Raw genomic sequence first — 20,754 nt, forward strand, 5'->3', positions numbered from 1 at the left:
ATTTTTAATGGGGGCGTCTTGGTCCCCGTCTATGCGTGTAGTTTTTTCGAAAACAGGACTGGCAGATCGCATACTTTGAATTGAGCGGCAGTGGAGCTGAACAGAGTTTACAAACCTGTGCAAGCTGTGTCTGTTGCAAAGTATTTTCTATGTACTTATTCAACACACCTCGATAACGCCGTGCTTTTTCTTCATCTACAAAATTCTCACCAAACCTGTAAGAGAGCCAAAGATAAAGAGATATCTCTTTGACCATATCTTCTGCACGCAAAAGTTCATCAGAAGTTTGTGCATGTGAACCCTGCAGGCGTGGTGGATGGTAGTAAACAGGTTCCTTTTTCTCCAACGCATGGATATAACTCTCATAGGCCTCTATAATATAGGCAGATTTCAGTGTCAGTGGTGCACATGCCAAATGATACTTCGTAGCGATATCCAAATCATATGAATCCACTATACGTGAGGCCTCAAGCATATCATCCAAACTTGCCGCATAAAATGGACCGTTAAATTCCATGTTTTTAATAAAAAAGCGTAAAATCTCCTCGAGCGAGTTCTCTTCCAAAATAGAGCTGACAAGCCTGATATGGTCAAGCGAGGCCATCACTTTAAACGGTGTTTTTATCTTTTTTGGCTCTTTTGCAAAATTTTTCTTTATAATTGAAAGAGCTTCTTTATTGAGTGCTCCCACATAGCCGTTTTCATGTAGACCGTATCGCCCTGCCCGACCGGCGATTTGTTGAATCTCTGAAGCAAAAAGATTACGTTGCGCAATGCCGTCAAATTTCTCAGCCTTTGAGAAGAGTATAGTCTTAATCGGCAGGTTCATCCCCATGGCAATAGCATCTGTGGCAACAAGGATCTGTGTCTCTCCTTCACGAAAACGTCGAGCCTCTTCACGTCTGACCTCTGGGGAAAGATTTCCATAAACAACACTCACACTAAACTCTGCAGAGAGACGCTGTTTGAGACCAAGCACATCTTTACGACTAAAAGCTATCACAGCGCTCCCTGCCTCTATCTCTTTAAAATCACACGGTTTTTCTAAGAGTTCAAGCGGATTTTTTCGCTCAAACTCTATGATCTCAAGCTCTTCTCCAAGATACTCTGCAAGGGCTATAATGGCATCTTTAACATTTGGTGAGCCTGTCATTATCACCTCAGATGCGGGTGCTCCAATAATGGCATTTGCCCATGCCCAGCCACGATCACGGTCATCTATCATCTGCACCTCATCGATAACACAGACATCCACATCCACATCATAGTTCATCATCTCAATCGTTGAACTGATATGTGTCGCATCATCATCAAGTATCTGCTCTTCTCCTGTTATCAAAGAAGCATCTATTCCCTTTGATTTAAGTGTCTCATACCCCTCTAGAGCAAGCAGTCGTAATGGTGCAAGATAGTAACCGGTATCTGCCTCTTGAAGTTGCTGCATTGCCGTATATGTTTTACCGCTGTTCGTCGGACCTATATGCAGTGTCAGTTTTCGTTGCATTCCCCGTGCAACAGGAAAAAGGTTTTTAAAATCACGAATCGTTCGTGCAAGCAGTTCCTGACGTTGTTTTTTAATCAACTCACCTTGGATGGAGTGTAGAAACCTTCGGGTAATCTTTCGCTTGATCTTCTCCGTGAGATGAAGTGTTCCTGGTAATAACTCCAAAACGAACTCATAGACTCTTGCGTGAAGCTCCTCCTCACTAAAGTGAAGCAATTCGGCATATCCTCTGCACTCCTCTACCAGCTCACACAGCTCTTCTAAAAACTCATCCTCATACTCTTTTTTTACTTCAATATGGACTGCATCAAAATTAAAACGCTTGGACTCCCATATCTCTTCTAAAAGTCCATCAAGTTCTATATGCAGTTCCAGATTGTAAGCAACTTCCAGCTCCGAATATGGCAGTGTAAGACGCTCATCTACAACAATAAGTACCTCTTCACTGTGCAGCTCTATCTCTTTGGCATCAATCTTCTGGGCGACGATACGCTTTAAAACTTTCGCACTCATTAAGGGATATGTTAGTGTTGTTTTAGGAGGTGAAGCTCGCAGGGAATCCAAAATCTCTTTTGTAGAGAGATATGCGTGAGGATATTTAAGCCCTTGTAAAAAGGCATCTATTTGCTGCTGTTTTTGTTCTACGACTGCTACTTTGTCCCTGCCTATGATTGCAACTATCTCTTCATAGGGATTGTCTTCTATGAACTCATAGAAGTAGGGTTTTGTATGCAGTGTTAAGATCTTATGAAAACTCTGCTCATACAGTTCGTATTTGAGTGAAGCATTAAACTCAAAACTGTTATCAAGATCAAAAAAACCCTCCAGCTCACGCTCGAGCTTCTCTTTTTTCAACTCAAAACGAATATATCGGAGCTTTGACTCCATCTTCTCAATCGTTATCTTCTTAGAGCGCACTGTAGAAAACACCTCACGCAGACGCAGTGCCTCTTCATCATTGACATCTAACTCTGCCAAGATAGCTTCAATCTTCTCTTGGCGATTAAAGTGTGGTTCATCTTTTGGCTTTTGGGACTTATAAACTTTTCCGTCTGCTTCAAAAAAGTGCAAGATATCCTGACGCATCGCACTCTCGGCTTCTGACCATATCATACGAAGTGTTTTGACCATCAGTTTTTTGTTATGCTCGATATCATAGATACCAAGTGCACTAAAAAGCTCGCTGAGTGTTTTACTCTCAACACGCTCTATCCCTACGTCAAAAGGATCTCCATCAAAAAATTTTCGTATCCGCTGATTGATTTTGCTGTTTTTCTTATTTTTCTTTGCCATTATGTTATTGTACTTATCTTAACTTAAAAGTGCCACAATATAATTACACTATGAATTACCCAAATGAATGGACTCAAAAAGAGTTTTTAGAAAACAAAAAGCGTTTTGAAAAAGAGGGAAAAAAAGTAGTTCTTGTTGACACAGTTCTCTCTCCTATAGAAAAAGCCGATACCGTTACATACAATCCTTATGAGCTGAAAGAGTACCCAGAGGGAAGTGTTTTTGTCTTTTACTGTGATACAGGGAAAGCTACACTGGAGAGACTTCAAGAGTATAAAGAGAAGTTTCCAAAGCACCACTGTATCTCACTCAAAGGCGGACGTGGCTACTGGCGTAAAAATATGCAGCTGTTGGATGACAATGACACAGAGTAAAATTGACGAATTCAAAGCGTGCCTGCGTGAGGAACGCTTTTATGATGCGCATGAGGCACTTGAAGTACTCTGGTTCCCTCAACGTTTTGAGGCGACAAATGAGACAAAACTCCTCAAAGGCTTTATCAATGCTGCTGTAAGTTTGGAGCTTATCAAACGCGGAAGAGTAAAACAGAGCAAAAAAGTATGGCTGAACTACCTCAAATACAGACAACTTCTCTTCTCTATAGACTCTCCTTATCTCAATGAGTACTATAAACTCTCACGTACACTCGAACACATTCAAAGGGAATTAAATCAGTGAGAGAGTCAATTAATTTTCTCATTTAACAGTCACTAAATCTATCTCTTATCTTTAAAAAATCATCTCTATTATTAAGAAATATATCAATCAAAGTCGGGTCAAAATGTTTTCCCTTCTCTTCTTCAAACATTTTAAAAATATCTTCATCTCTCCAAGCTTTTTTATAGACTCGACTACTTCCAAGGGCATCAAAAACATCTGCAATGGCCGTAATCCTTGCGTATATACTAATCTCTTCACCTTGCAGACCTCTCGGATATCCACTTCCATCATATTTTTCATGATGCTCATAAGCAATTGTTGCAGCAATTTGCAAAAGTTCCTTATCAGAGTGTCGTAACATATCATAACCCAACGTTGTGTGTGTATTCATTATCTCTTTTTCTTCAAAAGTTAACTTCGAGGGTTTGTTTAAAATACTGTCAGCAATACCGATTTTGCCAATATCATGCATTGGACTTGCCTCTTTTAACATCTCTGCATAATAGTTGTCAATACCACAGTATTTTGCTAAAAGTTTTGAATACTCAGCAACTCTTTTGACATGATTACCTGTCTCTTTTGAGCGAATCTCACCGATGGCTCCCATGGTAAATATAATCTCTTTTTGTGTTTCACGTATCTCTTTATTAAGCGCTACAACCTCTACAACTCTTTTTTCTACCTCTACTTCCAAATACTCATTAATACTCTCTATCTCTTCTTTGAGCTTCTCTATCTTCTTTTGGTTTGTAATATTGTGTCGTAGAGCATGATAGCCTATATGTTTACCCTTTGCATCAAAATAGGGCTCAATATGAGCAAGAACCCAATAGTCACTCCCATCCTTTGCTCTGTTTTTTATCTCACCAACCCATCTTTTTCCTGCTTTTATTGTACGCCACAACTCTTCAAATAGTGTGTCCGGAACATCTGGATGGCGTACGATATTGTGATTTTTTCCAATAAGTTCATCTGCATTGTATTTACTTATCTCACAAAATGCATCACTTACATAGAGAATTTTTCCACTCAAATCAGTAGCTGAAAAAATAACATTTTTATTAAAAGAATCAAGTATATATTTTAAATCGATAGCACTGCTTAAAAAATCATCCTGCATACTCTTCCTTTTTACATCTATTCTATTATATCAAATATATCAAAAAAGTCTCTCTTTGACACCTCTCTCTTTTTCCTGCTTATACCAAGAGATCATTGCAAATGCCATGAATGCAATCAATGAAGAGCTTAGAAATAGCTGCTGGGCATAATACTCATAGATAAAGCCCGCTAACAGTGCTCCAAGAAGCCCACCCAAACCATATGTAATACCTGAAAAAAACTGCTGTGCAAGACTTTTGTGCCTGTAATTAGCAAAAAGGTAAGAAATTGCTGCAGAGTGAAAAAGTGCAAAGCTCAGTGCATGCAGAGATTGAGCAAAAAAGAGCACGCTCAAGTTTGTCGGATATGCAAAAATCAAAAACCATCGAATGATTGTTGCAAAGATGGTTATCTGCAGAACGCTCAAAAGATTAGCGCGAAGAAACCTTCCCTGAAAATAGAGCATTGCCACCTCAACGATAACACCAAAACTCCAGAGATATATTGTCATATCAAGCGAAATACCTCTGTCTGTCTCATAGATTGTAAAAAAGTTATAAAAAGAACCAAAACTCATCTGCATCAACAGCAGTCCTAACCAGAGTTTATAATCACGCAGAAGATGGATGTCATTTTGATAGTTCTCTTGGCTTTGTGATTCCTTGGCCACCGCAGTGCTTTGTACAAAGTAGGCAACTGCTGTCATGATTAGTGTCAAAACAAATAAAAAATTTAAAGCGACATAAGCAGATGACAAAAACTTCACAAGCACAAGTGCCACGATGATAAAACCAAGCGAGCCAAAGAGTCGCACTTTCCCATAACGCTCTTTACCAATCGAGTCCAAAGAGATAAGCTCAACATAAGGGAGTATCAGACTAAGCCCCACTCCAAGGCCAATGTTTGAAAGCAACAGAAAATAAAAATGCTCTAGCGAGAGATAAAAAGAGAATGCACTCACAGCGACTAAAACCAAAGAGCCATTAAATATCTTGGAGTTTAACTGCAATCCACGCATAAACAAAAACGGCAATATAAAACGAATAAGCGGTGCAGCAGCGAAGATAATCCCTATCTCACTGGCACTGTAGCCCACGCCGCTTAAAACCTTTGGTAAAAAGATAATATAGATACCGACAACAGAAAAATAAAAATAGTAAAAGATGCCTAGTAGTAAAATCATTCTAAAATTATAACCGCATTTGTAATACTTTTATGATAAAATACTTCCTATCACTAAAAACAAGGTGGAAATTATGTTACGAGAGATGAGTGAAAATGACTTCATCGTATCTAAAACAGATACCAAAGGTCGCCTTACCTATGTCAATAAAATTTTTATAGAGATGGCAGAGTATACAGAAGCTGAACTTCTTGGAAAACCACATAATATTGTGCGTCATCCTGATATGCCAAAAACAGTATTTAAACTTCTATGGGAACGTATCCAAAACAAGCAGGAGATTTTTGCCTATGTTATCAACAAAACAAAAAATGACAATGCCTACTGGGTCTATGCCAATGTAACGGCTTCTTTTGATACAAGAGGTAACATTATTGGCTATTATTCGGTAAGACGAAAACCAAATCCTGAAGCACTTGCTCTTATTAAACCGCTTTATGAACAGATGGTTCAAGCAGAAAGAAGTGGTGGTATAGCTGCCGGTGAGAAGATCCTTGATGATCTATTACATAAAGAAGGAGTAAGTTACGATGAATTTATCATCTCTATTCAAAAATAAACAGTCCCTTGTATTGTTTGTCGCTTTAGCTGTTGTTACCCTCTATGCTCTTGTTGCAAGCAACTATATATTAGCTGCGCTTCTGCTTCTTGTTTTGGTCGCATCTCTTTTCATACCAACACAGGACTCTTCAAGTTCAACATCTAAAATCATATTAGATATTCAAAGGGTTCTTGCTCACGCAGCCAAAGGAGAACTCGAAGATCGTATTACAAACATTCCAAACGACAACTCTGAAAATGCAAAAATCGCATGGGCTCTCAACGATACCATTGACCAGCTCGAAGCTTTTATGCGTGACATTGCAACAACCATTGAAGCGGCTTCCAAAGGGAAAACATATCGTCATACCTATCCACAGGGGCTCCAAGGTATCTTTAAAACGACTGCCGTAAGCGTCAACAAGGCGATTGCATCTATTGCCGATGGCTATGAGACAAAAATCCGAGGAGAGATGTCCGAAAAGTTTACTTCTCTTGGGGGTGGTGTCGCAAGAGGTCTTGGCATTATTCAGCAAGATTTGACAAGCTCATCGGAAGATGCAAGTGAAATTGTTGATGTATCCCAAAAAACTGCAAAGGAGTCTGCAGAATCACTCAGCAGTGTCTTGGAAATTGGCGAGCATCTGAACTTACTTGTAGAACTTATTGCCTCATCCCATGAAGGTATTGTCTCTCTTGAAGGCAGAAGCCGTGAAATCTCCGAAGTTATCGGTCTTATAAAAGATATCGCCGACCAGACAAATCTTCTTGCACTGAATGCGGCAATCGAAGCTGCCCGTGCAGGGGAGCATGGACGCGGATTCGCTGTTGTTGCCGATGAGGTAAGAAAACTTGCAGAACGCACACAAAAAGCGACAAATGAGATAGAAATTACTATCTCAACACTCCAACAAGAAGCAAACGATATGCGTAGCAACTCTGATGAGATCAGTAATATCGCTCAAGAGTCCAGTACGGTTATCAATGAGTTTGAAACAACTTTCAAAGATTTAAATCATCTTGCAGAAGATGCTTCAAATGCAGCAATTAACATCCAAAACAGACTCTTTACAACGCTTGTAAAAGTAGACCATATCCTCTTTAAATCTAATGCATATTCAGCAGTACTCAATGATGATACAAGTAAAATCTTTCCTGACCATCACAACTGCCGTATGGGGAAATGGTATGAGGGTGTCGGTAAAGAGAGATTCGGTCATACAAAAGCCTTTAAAGAGATGGATGCACCACATGCTCAAGTACATAAAATGACCTTTAAAAATATGGAGTTTGTTCAAGAAGGAACTGTTATCAAGTATGACAATCCAGAGAAAATCATACAAAACTTTGCTATAATGGAAAATGCATCCGCTCTGTTATTTGACAAACTTGACCAAATGTTAGTGGAATACAAAGAGAAAAAAGGGAAAGCTTAGATATTTACCTAATATTTACCTAATATTTACTTATAATTATTATAATTTTACATCTCAATTATGTTTTCCCCCCTTTCATAAGCGAGACACATATACTCCTATAAATTTTTCAAACAGCCGAGTTTTTCCCCTTTTATTTCTCTTGGCTGTTTTTCTTTTAATCTCTCTTTTTATGTTACACTTCCTTTATGAAAATCATTTTAAGCACGCTAAACTCACGCTATACGCATTCAGCAATCGGTCTTCGTTATCTCTATGCAAATATGCAGGAGTTGCGTGAGCATACAGAGATTTTAGAGTTTAGCATCAATGATGCCCTCCAAAGTGTAGCAGAGAAGCTTCTTGATAACAATCCTGACATCATCGGACTTGGTGTCTACATCTGGAATGCAAGCCAAATCCATGAACTCATTCATATCTTAAAGAAAGTTGCACCCTATACTACCATCATCTTAGGTGGTCCGGAAGTAACCTATCTACCCTTCCGTGTGAACTTTGATCTGGCTGATTATATTATCCAGGGTGAAGGTGATTTAGCATTCTATCAACTCTGCAAAGATATCAAAAACGGTACTGCCCATGAGCGTATCATCCGTATGAGCATACCCAATCTCAAAGCAATAAATCTCCCGTATGAGCACTACAGCGACCATGATATCCAAAACCGATATATCTATGTAGAGGTCTCACGTGGATGCCCTTTTGAGTGTGAGTTCTGTCTCTCTTCCATGGATGAAAAGGTCCGTGCATTTGATTTGGAGAAAGTTTTAGAAGAGTTTGAAAAACTGTGGCAAAGGGGAGCGAGAAACTTTAAATTTGTCGACAGAACTTTTAACCTCAACATGAAAACGGCCAACAGCATCTTGGACTTCTTTTTAGCCAAAGAACCACCCTATTTTGCTCATTTTGAAGTCATTCCAGACCATTTTCCAGAGAGTCTGCGCCAGAAGATAAAACGCTTTCCCCATGGAGCCCTGCAGCTTGAGATCGGTATACAGACACTCAATCTTGAGGTTGCAGACAATATCTCACGCCAACTCAAGCTTGATAAAATCAAAAGCAATATCGCCTTTTTGGAAAATGAGACAACAGCGCATATCCATTTGGATTTGATTGTCGGTCTTCCAGGAGAATCGCTGGAGAGTTTTGGACACAACCTTGATGAGCTAATGCGTCTGAGCTCTTGTGAGATTCAAATCGGCATACTCAAAAAACTATCAGGCACACACATTAACCGTCATGATATCAAGCACGGTATGGTCTACAGTGACATTCCACCTTATGATATCTTAAAAAACTCTCAGCTCTCTTTCAAAGATATTCAAATTATGAAGCGTTTTGCACGCTTTTGGGACCTCTACTACAACTCGGGTAATTTCAAAAAATCACTCCCGCTTCTTTGGCAAGATGCAAGCGTTTATGAAAACTTTTATGCTTTTTCACTTTGGATATATGCCAAAACCGACTCCACATACAAAATCTCCCTGCCTCGCCAAGGCGAGTTGCTCTTTAGCTATCTCACGCAGGTAAAAGAGCTCTGCGAAGAAGATGTCGCCAAACGAATGCTGCAAGATATGATGAAACTCAAAGGCAGAGCCATCCCAACTTATCTCAAAGCTTATGCAAAAAACTTTCAAATTGAAGCCAAACTTGGAACTTCAGGATTTAATAAAAGACAGCAGTAAAAATAGATATATCTTAGTTATGCAAGAAGTCTATAGTATAATAAAGCATGAATTTTTTGACAAAGCTTCTCGTGATTTTTATCATATCTTCTTCCGTGCTGCATGCAGATCAGCTTATAGATAAAAAACTAGAAGAGCGTGCGCTGAAAAAATATGGCGTTTTTGCAAAAAATCGTTTTGCCGATATAAACACATCTTTACTGCAGAAACTAAAAAATGCTTCTACTATGAAAAAGCTCAACACTGTAAACACATGGGTCAACTTCATAAAGTATGCAAGTGATAAAAAAGTTTACGGTGTCAGTGACTACTGGGCAACGCTTTATGAGTTTATCGGCAAAAACAAAGGGGACTGTGAAGATTATACTATTGCAAAGTATTATATTCTCAAAGAACTCGGTATTGACCCACATAGAATGAAATTTGCTTATGTAATCTACAAAAGCAGACGAGGGAAAAAGAGTTCACATATGGTTTTGGCCTATTTTAAAGTGCCAAATCCAAAATCTAAAAATGACATTCTTATTTTAGGAAACAACAACAGACTTGTTCTTCCGGTATCTAAACGTCCTGACCTTATCAAGGTTATAAAGATGATAAACGGAGACACCGGACCAAAATCTAAAAAATGGAAGAAACTCGAAGCCAATATGAAAAGGAAAAAACTATGACACTATTTAAACAGATGGCATTGGCACTCTCACTGATGATAATAACAATTTTAGGCTCTGTTATGGTCATTAACTATAAAACAGCCAAAGAGGATATGGTTGAGAGTCTCTACCAGACTACTGTTAACAACATCTCCTCACTAACCAACAAAATAGCCCAAACCGGGGGAGAGCCTGTTATGATTACGAGTGTCATTGACTCAGAATTTGACAGTGGCTACTACAAACGCATAGAGTTCACCTCCAATGATGCAAGCTTCAGCTACAAACAAGAGGATAACGACCCAATAGAAGGTGTTCCTGCATGGTTTATCGATTTTGCAGATATCCACTTAAAGCCTGTTAAATCTGATGTAACATCAGGATGGAATATTATCGGAAAAGTCACCGTTGAAGCAGACACTGCAATCGTTTATGAAGCACTCTATCAAACATTTACAAAACTGCTTTATCTGTTTGTGATTTTCGCTACTATCTCTTTAAGCCTTTTAAGCATTATGCTGCACTTCATCCTCAAACCGCTCAAACGCATTCAGCATCAAGCTGAAGCAATCCTCAACAATGAGTTTGTTATAGAGACAAAAGAACCCTATACTACAGAGTTTAAAGAGGTCTCTCACGCAATGAACGCAATGGTGAAAAAAGTTGAAGAGATCTTCAATAAAGCAAATGAAGCAGCACAAAGAAACCGTGAACTCCTCTATAATGACCCTGTTACAAAACTCTTCAATCGCCGCTATCTTATGCTCAAACTTCCTGAACTACTACAACTTGAGACAAAAAATGATGGTGGATGTATTATGCTTATCGCCCTTAGCGGTGCAGAGATTCTCAACAAACAGCTCGGACGAAAAGAAGCCGATGCATTTTTTTGCTCTCTTGCAGATATCTTTAAAGAGGAATCAAAAAGCATTGACGAACATCTCATTGCTCGTGTGAATGGAACCGAATTTACGCTTATGTTACCAGACTGTGAATCTTTTCTCTCTGAATCAATCTCAAGAAATATCTTTGAGAGTTTTCTGGAACTTGCGGATGAATATGATATCAACACTAAAGAGGTCTATATAAACATCGGTATCTATCGATACAGACCGGATGTTAGCATCAGTGATCTGCTTACACGTGCTGATGATGCACTGATAAAAGCCAAAGCGGATGAGCAAAAAAATATCTATGTATATGAAGAGAACAATCATAATGCCCTTCCAAAAGAAGAGTGGCGTGCTATTTTAGAAGAGTCCATAGAGAAAAACTACTTTAGTCTGAAGTTTTGGGCAACAATGGATACACAGACCAAAGAAATTAATCATAAAGTCATGACCTTTACTATTGATGGCGGGAAAGATAAACACTTCTACTATGGTGACTTTATCGCACCGGCTATCAACCTTGGACTTGTTGGTAAAATGTACCTTGTAGCCCTCAAAAATCTACTTACCATCGATCATCCTGAGCTCAAAGACAGTATCTGTTCCATTCGTCTCTCTAATGAGTTTTTAAAAGATACAAAAGCATTTGATGAACTCTCTACACTCTTTTATCTCTATGCGAAAAAATTGAACTTCAAACTCTATTTTGAGGTCTCTGACAGTTTTGCATTACATAACACCGCAACAGTCAAAGGTTTTGTTGATCTTTTTAGAAAATATAATTTTGGTTTCGGTATTAATGCTTTCACAGGTGAGAGCAGTGATTTTAACTATCTCAAAGAGCTTAATCCTGAGTTTATCAAAGCAGATGTCACATTCCTGCTTGACCAGACAGAGGAGTCTATGAATGCGCTTGAAGTTGTAACAAAATCACTTGGCATAGAAATCATTGCAAGTTTTGTAAAAGACCAAGAAGAACTCGCAGCACTGCAAAAACTTCATATCTATAAAGTACAAGGTCCGATTACAGACAGTTTTTAGAACTATATTCCTCTTGAATTGAGCCCCTTTGTCAGAGAGTCGTTTATCTCCCTGACATAGTCTGGATTTAATTTCTCCAACTCTTTATCAAACTTTATGATGATACCTTTGTTTGTGTTGGGATGGCGACAAATACGCAAAAGTACCTCTGAATAGATATCAAAATCAGAATGTGTCCGGATTCCAAGTTTTGGATGAATATGCCCATGATATTTGATGATTAGCTCCAGTGCCTCCGCTAGTTCTTCAGTTGTTGCATGCTTATTGCGAATAACTGCAAGCAGGTCCTTTAGTTCATGTTTTGGCTTTGGCTTACTCGGTTGTATATAACTTTTTTTCTCTTTTTTTTCTTTTTTCTTTCCACTTGGAGTATAGAGAAAAAATGCTATTAAAATCCCTAAAATTACGACCAGACCCATTATGGATTTTATAAGAAGAACAATATCCATCACCTACTCCTTATTCCATGGTCTTCTGGCATAACGATTTAGATCATACAAACCGGCTTGAATTGGCTCTTCTTCAAAACTCTTTGTCTGAACGAGAGATAAAATCGTATACACCTGCCCTTTGTGTCTATCTTATTATATCGAATTGTTAAAATATAAAAGGAACAAGCCTTTTTGTATGTTTTTTATAGACTTCGTACTCTTGGCTGTGGTACTGCCACAGATGTTCTTCATAAAAAAGTTTTGTAAGCATAACACTCACTAAAACTATATAGAGAACAATTTCATAAAAACTAAAATAGATAAGCACTACACCTAACATTATAGTAAGAACAGAAAGGTACATCGGATGTCTGATATAGGTATAGATACCATGAGTAACGAGCTCACACTCCTCTTTGATATCTGGGCGAATATTGAAATTTCCTCTTTCATGTGTATTGATCGCGAGCAAGCCTATGATTACACCAGCTACAGAGAAAAACATACCTGCATAAAGATAATGCATCTTTTCTCCAAGGGGCAAAAGCATCAAAAATATAATAAAGAACTGTAAAAAAACCAATATTTTACTTTTCATCTCTTTCCTTTTATAATGCTCAATAATACCACAAAGAGCAGTGAAAAGGTAACTGTTACGAAAATGATTGCATAACCGGTTGGCAAATCTAAAAAGTAAGATGCCACAAGGGCAATAACGAGGGCAAAAGATCCAAAAAGTGTTGCAAAAGCAAAAGAGTTAAATCGTTTTTGCATCACTCCTGCATAAGAGGGCGCTATAAGCAGTGCAAAAACAACCAAAACTCCAGCAGACTGTACTGAAGAGGTTACAGTTACAGCTAGCATCACAAAGAACAAAAACTCTTTTTTTATCCCCTGCAGTCTTGGATAAAGAACAAACATAACAAGACTAACAGCACTGTAAAGAGCCATGCTTTTGTAAAAATCATTCGGTGATGTAAATAAAATATCAGCCGCACTCAGTTTTGAATAGAGTTCGGTTCCTTCTGAGCTTTGTGCCAAAACCAACATTATCACAGCAATCCCAAAAGCATACAAAAGACCAATGAAAGCCTCAATCTTTTCAACATTTTTCGTTGCCCATGTGATAATAAGTGCTGCAAGAATGGCAAAAGAAAAGCTCAGTATCGTCTGATAGCTTCCATCCATAAATGCAATACTAAGAGCCATCCCAATAGCAGCGAACTGCCCTATCGCCAGGTCTGTAAAAATCACACCTCGTCTGATAATCTCCAAACCAAAAAGTGTGTGAATAAAGACAAGTATAAAGGCCAGCAAAAATGCCGGCCAAAAAAGTTCTATCAGTGACATATTCGTTTCGCTATTGTGTCGTAAAACTTCTCTAAAGTATCACTCTCTTCTACTGCTCCGACATCATGCGGGATAACAACGACTTTTACGCCGGTTTTTGCAGCAATAAACTTTGCCGTTTTTTGCTCATGATAAACATCCTGTAAAATCTTTTTTATGCCATTTTCTTTTATAGTGTTAATGAGTGCAACAGTATGTTTTGAACTTGGTGCAATTCCCGGAAGCGGTTCGATGTTGCCATAGCTTTTAATGCTATAACGCTTTAAAAAGTAGTCATATAATTCATGGTACTCTATCACTTTTTTTGTTGTACACACTGTCATTTTTGCATCAAAACTCTTGAGATAGGCTTGCCACTCTTTTTCAAACTGCTCAAAATTTTTGCTATAAAACTGTTCTTTTTTTGGGTCAAGTTCTATGAGTTTTTGCTCTATCGCTTTTGCAATGAGTAAGATATTATACGGATCAGTAAAGTAATGCGGATTACCTTGTGCATGCACATCCCCATAAGCACGAGAAACAGAAGTCGGTACTTCAATCATCGCAATAGCGTGTGATATATCTAAAAATCCTTTTGCGCCGTTACGAATTTTTGGGTTGTTGGCATTTCTCAGCAGTGGGGGCAACCAACCTATCTCCAAACCTCCACCATTGATAATGAGTAGATCAGCTCGGCGAAGTTTGGCTATCAGTGATGGTTTTGGTGTAATAAAGTGTGGATCGTACTGAGGCGAAGCTAAAACAGTCACCTCGATAGCATCACCGCCTATCTTTTTTGCTACTGCACCAAGTGTCGCATATGTTGTATCTACTTTTAGCGAAGCAAATAGTACAGATGTTAGTAATAGTGTTAGTAATATCTTTTTCATTTTACTCTCCTAATAATCATGTGCACTATGTGCACCGGCTGCGATGTTTAAACTAAGCATCACTTCATTGATGTTACGTCTTTCATCATTAATGACTTTTGTTCTGTCATAAGAGTAAGAAAATCGCAGTCGTGACATAGGAAAGGGTTTATATTCTACCATTACACTGTACTTATCCAAACCACTCGTATCGACACCATTGTAAGAAGTCAAATCTGCTTCATTCTTTGTAATGGCGTCATAGCGAAAGCCTGCCGCATAGTTTTTATCATACTGATAGATAAGCTCACTATAGAGACCTGCCTGCGTATCACTCCTTGTAGCTAGCTCTTTTTCTCTGTGAAGATATTCACTCTGCCAAAGAAGAAACGAGTAACTCCCAAGCTCTTGGCGCAGTGTCAAGTCAAGGCCATAAACGTCTGTCGCATTTGTAGTTGTATTTTTTCCGTGCGCATAACTGATACCACCAAGAATGGAGAGCTCATCTGTTACATCAAGACTTGACTTAACATAGCCTACATAGAGATTATTACTCTCATTGTCGCCAAAACTTCTCGCATTTGTCCCTTGAAGTGCTTCTGCTCCAAACATCAAATAAGCATCAGTTGGGGCTATCCACTGCAGTTGTACACCAGGGTCACTGATGCCATCTGGTCCAAAAAGAGCTTTATAGATGATGGGCTGTGCATCAAAATACCAGGAGTGGTGGTGCTTGGAGTTTATACGACCGAAAGAGCTCTTAAATTTTCCAGCTTTTACTCTTAGATAATATGGAAGCGATGTTGTCTGTACATAAGCCTCACCTATCTCAAACTCATTTGGCTGCAAGTGGAAATAGACTACTGCCTCAAAATATGGATCGACTACAGAATGTAAAGCAACCTCTGCATAGTTAAGATTAAAACCTCTCTCTTTGTTAAATGGCATCGTTGCACCTGAGGCATCAATAAAGCCCGGAATTGCAAAGTTTTCATAGTCTCCATTTGCTACATCTCTGCCAACAGCAGACATATTTAAGATAAACGCAATATCTGGCAGATAAGCATTTTGTGAAAAACTTGCACTTCTATTTACAGAAGTACTCTCTTGTTGTCGGCTCAATGCATCAAGCTTCTCTTCTAGTTTTTGTGTCGTCTCTTTTTGTGCTTGCAATTCTGCTTTTATAGCATCAATTTCACTCTCTGCCATAAGTATTGCAGAGGCAAAAAGAGACAAAGCTAATATTTTTTTCATTGTCTGTTTCTCCGTTATAAAAATAGTTGTTTAATTGTAAAGTTTAGGAGAAAAAAGGAGGAGCTCTTGCGTGAAGTGGATTTTCAGACTGCTTATCATGAAGTGTTGTGAGTTGTGTGACGATAGATTCTCTGTAAATATCAAGCTGCGTGAGATATACAACATCAACAGGTGTATCTGCATGCGCAATGCTAGACTGAATCGTACATATCTGACAATCACTATGCTGCTTGAGATCATTATGATGATGCATCGTACCCATAAGTGTTGCAAGTACGAAAACAATACTAAGATATTTTCTAAGAAATCTACTTATCATAATGAAATGTTAACATAATTGGTATAAAAGAGAAGAATGGTGGACAGCACCAGTTCTATATATGCTCAAAATCCCTATATATAGGTGCTTTATCCATATCTTCTTTAAAAAAGGTAACATATAGGTAACACAATTATTTATTTATCACTCTTTTGCACTGTGTTTTAAACTTTGGAAGTCCGTTTCTTATGATCCATTCTACGATGGCAAGATTAACGCCTTCATAATCATGCGCAATATATGTTCGTACATCATACATTCCCTTAATGTCTTTATCATCAAAAGCACTCAAAATATCATCTGCATGAGACTGTTTGAGCTTGTTAAACTGTTCAGCTATTGCTGTAAGATGCATAAGAATTGCCGGCCTGTTGATAACTGCATCTTCAAGTGCACCGGTAATGCTTCCGGCTTCTTGTACTATCTGCTCTATGTATTCGATTTTCTCAATTATGAGGTGTACTTTTGCAATGGATTCTTTAGACATATATCGCTCTGTCTATAATGAACTTTTTGGCAGTTTTTCCCATGCCTGTACTGTCTGCCAGGTCTACTTTTGTACCCAGTGCAGCACTGAGTTCTTTTTCTATCTCACAGATACGCTCTATCGCTCCAAATCCATAGCGCGCTGCAAACTCCGGAGTGGCTTCTACAAGAATATCAACATCACTCTTTTCATCTGCTTCACCACGAGAATAGGAACCAAAAAGAGCCTTAATCATAAAACCCTCTTTTTGGTACTTCGTTTTAACACTGCTAAGATAGTTGAGTATTTGTTCTTTTTTCATATGGGTATTATATCATACTGCACACTCACTTCTCATCAACAAACCATACCATTCCTCATACTACTTAGCGAATTTTTCCGAAACAACTCCAATATTACATCCGTTATCCGTTCCTATGTCCAACCCGCTACACAAAAACATTACTCCCCAATCACTTAGGATAGGTATTTAGGGCGATTTTTTACAAATTGCATATTCAATATATTTTTACACTGGAACAAAGGAAAATAATTTAACTACAATAAGCCTCTTTTGCATTAAAAACCTTGTCTTTTTATTTTTCCCTCTCTGGAAGAGCGTATAAGTGTATAACTTTCGTTTTTTTAGACAAAAAACCCCTAAATTACGATGTTTCAAGGCTATTTAGACTTATACACTAGCGTATAAGAGTTATACAAAAGTGTATAAGTCTGGAAGTGTAGGAAGATGAGAGTTATACAAAATGTATAAGTTGTATAAGTCTTGTATAACTCTAAATGGAGTAAAAATAGGCTTTAAAGTCCTATATATAGGGATATATATAAATATATTTATACAACTTATACACTTATACACCCTTTTACATTTCTTCTTTTTATATCCCTTTAGCAGATTCACTAAAAACTTGTTATAATTTTTAAAATGCGAGGAATTATTATGACTAAATCATTAAGTATCACGAGAGGATTATTTTCAGCTTTTGCAGGCTTGATTTTAGGTTTACTGATTGCTATCAGTTATGAGCTATACAATGGCGGGATAATGATTGCAGGAGAATATAAAGTTTACTACTGGGCAGATGTATTTGCATACATAAAAAATCTCTTTTAACTTTCGGACATCCTTGTCCTGTACTGCCAACCTCCATGTCGGCAAGGTACTAAAATATATACCTGGTATGATTACACCAGGTATATAATCTACATGCTATTAAAAATTTTGGCATGCTTTCCAATATCAACAAAGACTAGTACACCTTGAACTCTTTTATATACAACAATTAGGTCACCGGCAATATGAAACTCCCTGCATCCGATATGTTCTTTTAAGAGCTTATGGTCTCTAGCCTCTTTTGGTAACTGTTCCCCTTGTAAAAGTAACTTGATGTAAGTTTGCAACCTTTGTAACTGTTTACTTGCTAATCTTACTTTATTATAACTTTTGCTATACTTCCGTGTCTTAAAATATTTAAACATGCTTACCTCCCTGTATCTATGTTTAAATGTAAATTGGTTGTCGAGCTAGAACTCGACGACTAAATTTTTAAATCCGTTTATAGTTTTCTACTGTGCACCTCCCATCATAAATTCAATACATGTCATATCCAAAATAAAAGTTCCTAAAAATATTAAATCATATTCACATTCACTTCTACTATTTATCCAAGCCATAATTATTGTAAATATTCCTTGTCCTTTAATCTGTCGCCTTCTCTTCATATTGGAAGTATGAAAAAAGTAAGTTTACTTATTTTTTATTTTCTATATTTACGCTAGAAACGCTTTTCTCTTTTCTTGCGTGTACTTATACCCATAAAAACGCTTCTAGCGCATCTATGGTTTACTCAAATATTCCGTTCTATCGATTTTTGTCGATATTAACATCCCTGTTGCTATGAGATGGTCTATTTTTTCCCTATTTAATCCTCTTGTATTGACTGCCGCAGATCTCTTTATTTTTCCATTTGGTGATTTGTCTATTTTCTTATAAAGTTTTTGCACATAATCATCTATTTTATAGTTCAATTTATCTGCTTTATCAAAGAGACTTAGTAACTTATCACTTCCCTCTCTAAAAATCTGCATGATTTCAAGCGCTTCATAAAAATACTCTTCTGGTATTTCAAGCATATTATCACTTGCCAAAATATCTATCTTTTTATATGCATTATTAAAAATATAGCTAATGAGCATAAACTTAAGCACATATGTTCCAAGTCTCACAGATGATGCTATCTCCTCTTCTGTCTCCGTATAAAATGCATCACTTGAATATGCATTAAACCACTCTATGTATTTGTGCACAACATTTTTTGACAATCTAAATTCTACCGGCTCATCATATTTTTCAAACATATCTAAAATAAACTCACCAACTTCCGCATATTTCTTTTTGTCTATATGAATATCTTTAATCTGTAATGGTTTAAAATCTAATTTTGGATGCACACTAAATAGATACCGTGCCATATATCCGCTTGCTATGTCATTTTTATGTGTAGCATCCAAAAGCCATTTTTCCGTAATCAAACCGACTTCACTTAAAATTGGAGTTCGCAATATCATTGTCCCACCCTTAACGAGTTCCTTATGAAAGACACTCCCATCAAATAGTGATGTTTTCAATGCTTTATACTCTTCGTTACTATTTCCTTTTTCAAGCTCCGACTTCATTTCATCATAAAATACAACACCGCCCTTTGGATTGTGATGTAAACTTTTAATCTTTGCTTCGGGTGTTCCGCCAGCGTGAAAGATAAGTTGCTTTAACACCGGTTCTTCTGGCTCATCTGTTTGTAGCTTTTCTTCTTTTGGCAATGCCATATACCCTTTATACAAAGTTTTATAATTTATCTTTTCTTCTTCATACTCATCATAGTATCTATTTTGAATATCTCCAAAAACACACTCTTTTGCGAACTTATAGAGTGTTGATTTAGCGGCTAAAGATGACGGGGCAACTATCATAGACCATATAACCGGAAATACGGTAATGTTCTTTGTATTAGTAATCTTTGCTCTTGCTCCTATGAGTCCGGCCATTGATGCTAGCATGACAGAAAACACCATTCCATCTGGATATTCATTTATTGATTTCAAATCATAAAATAAGCTCTTCATGAAAGGAGTTAAATGCTCATACTCCCTTTTTGGCAGCTTTGATTCTTCCTCTTTTTTATATAAGCTGTTTGCTTTTGTAATCAACGAGGAAAGCTTTATATGGTCTATCTCCCCATGTTGAAACTTTATAGTAGCTTCATATATCTCTCGTTTTATATGTAACTCTTGAAGTTCTTTTATATAGTTCACTATATAGTTACTTGGCGTTTTCACCATAATTTGGATAAGTACATTTTCATCAAAATTGCCATTCTTGGACAACTCTTTTTTAATGAACTCCTCTTCTATAGGCAAGTTCCGCTCATTTAGTGCCAACATTGCCTCATAGATATTTTTATGCCCTATAGGAAAAAATATATCTTTATTCAGCTCTTTACTATACTCTGTAAATCTTTCAGGTGCATACAACAGCGAGCTTAAAACTGCTTGTTCTGCATTTATGTTATAATTCTCATTCATGGTTTTATTTACAGGGGGTACTATTCTCTATCCCCCCTGCTTTCTCCCTTTTTAAATTGTTTCGTCTTCTTTACTGCAAATTTGCAAATTTTCTTTAATGTAATTAACCAAAGCCACTTGTAACTCTTTTCCGCTCATTGCCTCAAATTCTTCTTTTCTGTTTTCCATCATATATGGATGAAAAGATGCAATAATCTCCGTAATATGATTATTTACTTCCCGGTATCCAACCTTACTCATAAGTTCTGTTAAATAATCCCCATACGCATCTAAATCTATATCATTTAATATTTGCATTACCCTTTCTTGAACATCTTTACTTAAACAAATTTTTGGAATATATTCTCCTAATTCTTCATTTATAAATCTTGTAAAAATAGACTTAATTAAAAAAACGGGTGCTTAATTTTTTAATTTTACTTATAATTCACCAAATAATAATCAACTAAATTAAGCTTCAAACTTTTGCTCAATCCACGATGTAAAGTAATCATATTTTT

22 protein-coding genes are annotated in these 20,754 nt (G+C 37.3%); 8 read left to right on the forward strand and 14 right to left on the reverse strand.

The window, feature by feature from the left end:
- Positions 1–4: 4 nt before the first annotated feature.
- Positions 5–2,797: an SUV3 C-terminal domain-containing protein gene (locus MNY27_RS07830; RefSeq protein ID WP_152183182.1), complete on the reverse strand. Its 2,793-nt coding sequence runs from the start codon at positions 2,795–2,797 to the stop codon at positions 5–7.
- Positions 2,798–2,847: 50 nt separating this feature from the next.
- On the opposite strand from MNY27_RS07830, the gene MNY27_RS07835 reads away from it, so the two are divergent.
- Both MNY27_RS07835 and MNY27_RS07840 read left to right on the forward strand, forming a co-directional pair.
- Positions 2,848–3,171, forward strand: a complete 324-nt coding sequence (locus MNY27_RS07835; RefSeq protein WP_152183181.1) for a hypothetical protein — start codon at positions 2,848–2,850, stop codon at positions 3,169–3,171.
- Positions 3,158–3,475, forward strand: coding sequence for a DUF309 domain-containing protein (locus MNY27_RS07840; protein WP_188109419.1), 318 nt, complete (start codon positions 3,158–3,160; stop codon positions 3,473–3,475). Before MNY27_RS07835 ends, MNY27_RS07840 begins: the two co-directional genes overlap by 14 nt.
- A gap of 22 nt (positions 3,476–3,497) precedes the next feature.
- On the opposite strand, the gene MNY27_RS07845 is transcribed toward MNY27_RS07840, so the two are convergent.
- Positions 3,498–4,577 carry an HD domain-containing phosphohydrolase gene (locus tag MNY27_RS07845; RefSeq protein ID WP_152183179.1) on the reverse strand — a complete coding sequence of 360 codons (1,080 nt, stop codon included), beginning with the start codon at positions 4,575–4,577 and terminating at the stop codon, positions 3,498–3,500.
- A 39-nt stretch (positions 4,578–4,616) separates the two neighbouring features.
- Positions 4,617–5,741: an MFS transporter gene (locus tag MNY27_RS07850; RefSeq protein ID WP_152183178.1), complete on the reverse strand. Its 1,125-nt coding sequence runs from the start codon at positions 5,739–5,741 to the stop codon at positions 4,617–4,619.
- Positions 5,742–5,814: 73 nt separating this feature from the next.
- Between MNY27_RS07850 and MNY27_RS07855 the strand changes: the two genes are divergently transcribed.
- From MNY27_RS07855 to MNY27_RS07875, 5 genes are all read left to right on the forward strand, one after another.
- Positions 5,815–6,300, forward strand: coding sequence for a PAS domain-containing protein (locus MNY27_RS07855; RefSeq protein WP_346392071.1), 486 nt, complete (start codon positions 5,815–5,817; stop codon positions 6,298–6,300).
- Positions 6,272–7,717, forward strand: a complete 1,446-nt coding sequence (locus tag MNY27_RS07860) for a methyl-accepting chemotaxis protein (protein ID WP_346392072.1) — start codon at positions 6,272–6,274, stop codon at positions 7,715–7,717. Before MNY27_RS07855 ends, MNY27_RS07860 begins: the two co-directional genes overlap by 29 nt.
- 188 nt (positions 7,718–7,905) lie before the next feature.
- Entirely contained in the window at positions 7,906–9,402 is a 1,497-nt protein-coding gene (locus MNY27_RS07865; RefSeq protein ID WP_346392073.1) for a radical SAM protein, read from the forward strand.
- A gap of 47 nt (positions 9,403–9,449) precedes the next feature.
- Complete coding sequence (locus MNY27_RS07870) at positions 9,450–10,073, forward strand: transglutaminase-like cysteine peptidase (protein WP_152183174.1); 624 nt, start codon at positions 9,450–9,452, stop codon at positions 10,071–10,073.
- Entirely contained in the window at positions 10,070–11,986 is a 1,917-nt protein-coding gene (locus MNY27_RS07875; protein ID WP_188109418.1) for a LapD/MoxY N-terminal periplasmic domain-containing protein, read from the forward strand. Before MNY27_RS07870 ends, MNY27_RS07875 begins: the two co-directional genes overlap by 4 nt.
- A gap of 2 nt (positions 11,987–11,988) precedes the next feature.
- Here MNY27_RS07875 and MNY27_RS07880 read toward each other — a convergent pair whose 3' ends face one another.
- The 8 genes from MNY27_RS07880 to MNY27_RS07915 form a co-directional block, all read right to left on the reverse strand.
- On the reverse strand, positions 11,989–12,435 hold the full coding sequence (locus MNY27_RS07880) for a hypothetical protein (RefSeq protein ID WP_152183172.1): 447 nt from the start codon (positions 12,433–12,435) through the stop codon (positions 11,989–11,991).
- A 148-nt stretch (positions 12,436–12,583) separates the two neighbouring features.
- Positions 12,584–13,015 (reverse strand): isoprenylcysteine carboxylmethyltransferase family protein, encoded by a 432-nt coding sequence (locus tag MNY27_RS07885; RefSeq protein WP_152183171.1) that lies wholly within the window; start codon positions 13,013–13,015, stop codon positions 12,584–12,586.
- Positions 13,012–13,767 carry a metal ABC transporter permease gene (locus MNY27_RS07890; protein WP_152183170.1) on the reverse strand — a complete coding sequence of 252 codons (756 nt, stop codon included), beginning with the start codon at positions 13,765–13,767 and terminating at the stop codon, positions 13,012–13,014. Before MNY27_RS07890 ends, MNY27_RS07885 begins: the two co-directional genes overlap by 4 nt.
- Positions 13,758–14,636, reverse strand: coding sequence for a zinc ABC transporter substrate-binding protein (locus MNY27_RS07895; protein ID WP_152183169.1), 879 nt, complete (start codon positions 14,634–14,636; stop codon positions 13,758–13,760). The genes MNY27_RS07890 and MNY27_RS07895 overlap by 10 nt, the downstream gene beginning before the upstream one ends.
- Before the next feature lie 9 nt (positions 14,637–14,645).
- Positions 14,646–15,869: a hypothetical protein gene (locus tag MNY27_RS07900; protein WP_152183168.1), complete on the reverse strand. Its 1,224-nt coding sequence runs from the start codon at positions 15,867–15,869 to the stop codon at positions 14,646–14,648.
- A 43-nt stretch (positions 15,870–15,912) separates the two neighbouring features.
- Complete coding sequence (locus MNY27_RS07905; protein WP_152183167.1) at positions 15,913–16,188, reverse strand: hypothetical protein; 276 nt, start codon at positions 16,186–16,188, stop codon at positions 15,913–15,915.
- 133 nt (positions 16,189–16,321) lie between these two features.
- Entirely contained in the window at positions 16,322–16,675 is a 354-nt protein-coding gene (locus tag MNY27_RS07910; RefSeq protein WP_346392074.1) for a HepT-like ribonuclease domain-containing protein, read from the reverse strand.
- A complete protein-coding gene (locus MNY27_RS07915) occupies positions 16,668–16,976 on the reverse strand; it encodes a nucleotidyltransferase domain-containing protein (protein WP_346392075.1) in 309 nt (102 codons plus the stop codon). Before MNY27_RS07915 ends, MNY27_RS07910 begins: the two co-directional genes overlap by 8 nt.
- Before the next feature lie 636 nt (positions 16,977–17,612).
- Here MNY27_RS07915 and MNY27_RS07920 point away from each other — a divergent pair.
- Positions 17,613–17,786: a hypothetical protein gene (locus tag MNY27_RS07920; RefSeq protein WP_188109417.1), complete on the forward strand. Its 174-nt coding sequence runs from the start codon at positions 17,613–17,615 to the stop codon at positions 17,784–17,786.
- 89 nt (positions 17,787–17,875) lie between these two features.
- Here MNY27_RS07920 and MNY27_RS07925 read toward each other — a convergent pair whose 3' ends face one another.
- From MNY27_RS07925 to MNY27_RS07935, 3 genes are all read right to left on the reverse strand, one after another.
- Positions 17,876–18,151, reverse strand: coding sequence for a type II toxin-antitoxin system YafQ family toxin (locus tag MNY27_RS07925; protein ID WP_346392076.1), 276 nt, complete (start codon positions 18,149–18,151; stop codon positions 17,876–17,878).
- Positions 18,152–18,508: 357 nt separating this feature from the next.
- Positions 18,509–20,254: a DUF3987 domain-containing protein gene (locus MNY27_RS07930; RefSeq protein WP_152183162.1), complete on the reverse strand. Its 1,746-nt coding sequence runs from the start codon at positions 20,252–20,254 to the stop codon at positions 18,509–18,511.
- A gap of 51 nt (positions 20,255–20,305) precedes the next feature.
- Complete coding sequence (locus tag MNY27_RS07935; protein WP_346392077.1) at positions 20,306–20,551, reverse strand: hypothetical protein; 246 nt, start codon at positions 20,549–20,551, stop codon at positions 20,306–20,308.
- Positions 20,552–20,754: the final 203 nt, after the last annotated feature.

The organism is Sulfurimonas sp. NWX79 (assembly GCF_039667035.1).
In the GTDB taxonomy this organism is placed as follows: domain Bacteria; phylum Campylobacterota; class Campylobacteria; order Campylobacterales; family Sulfurimonadaceae; genus Sulfurimonas; species Sulfurimonas indica.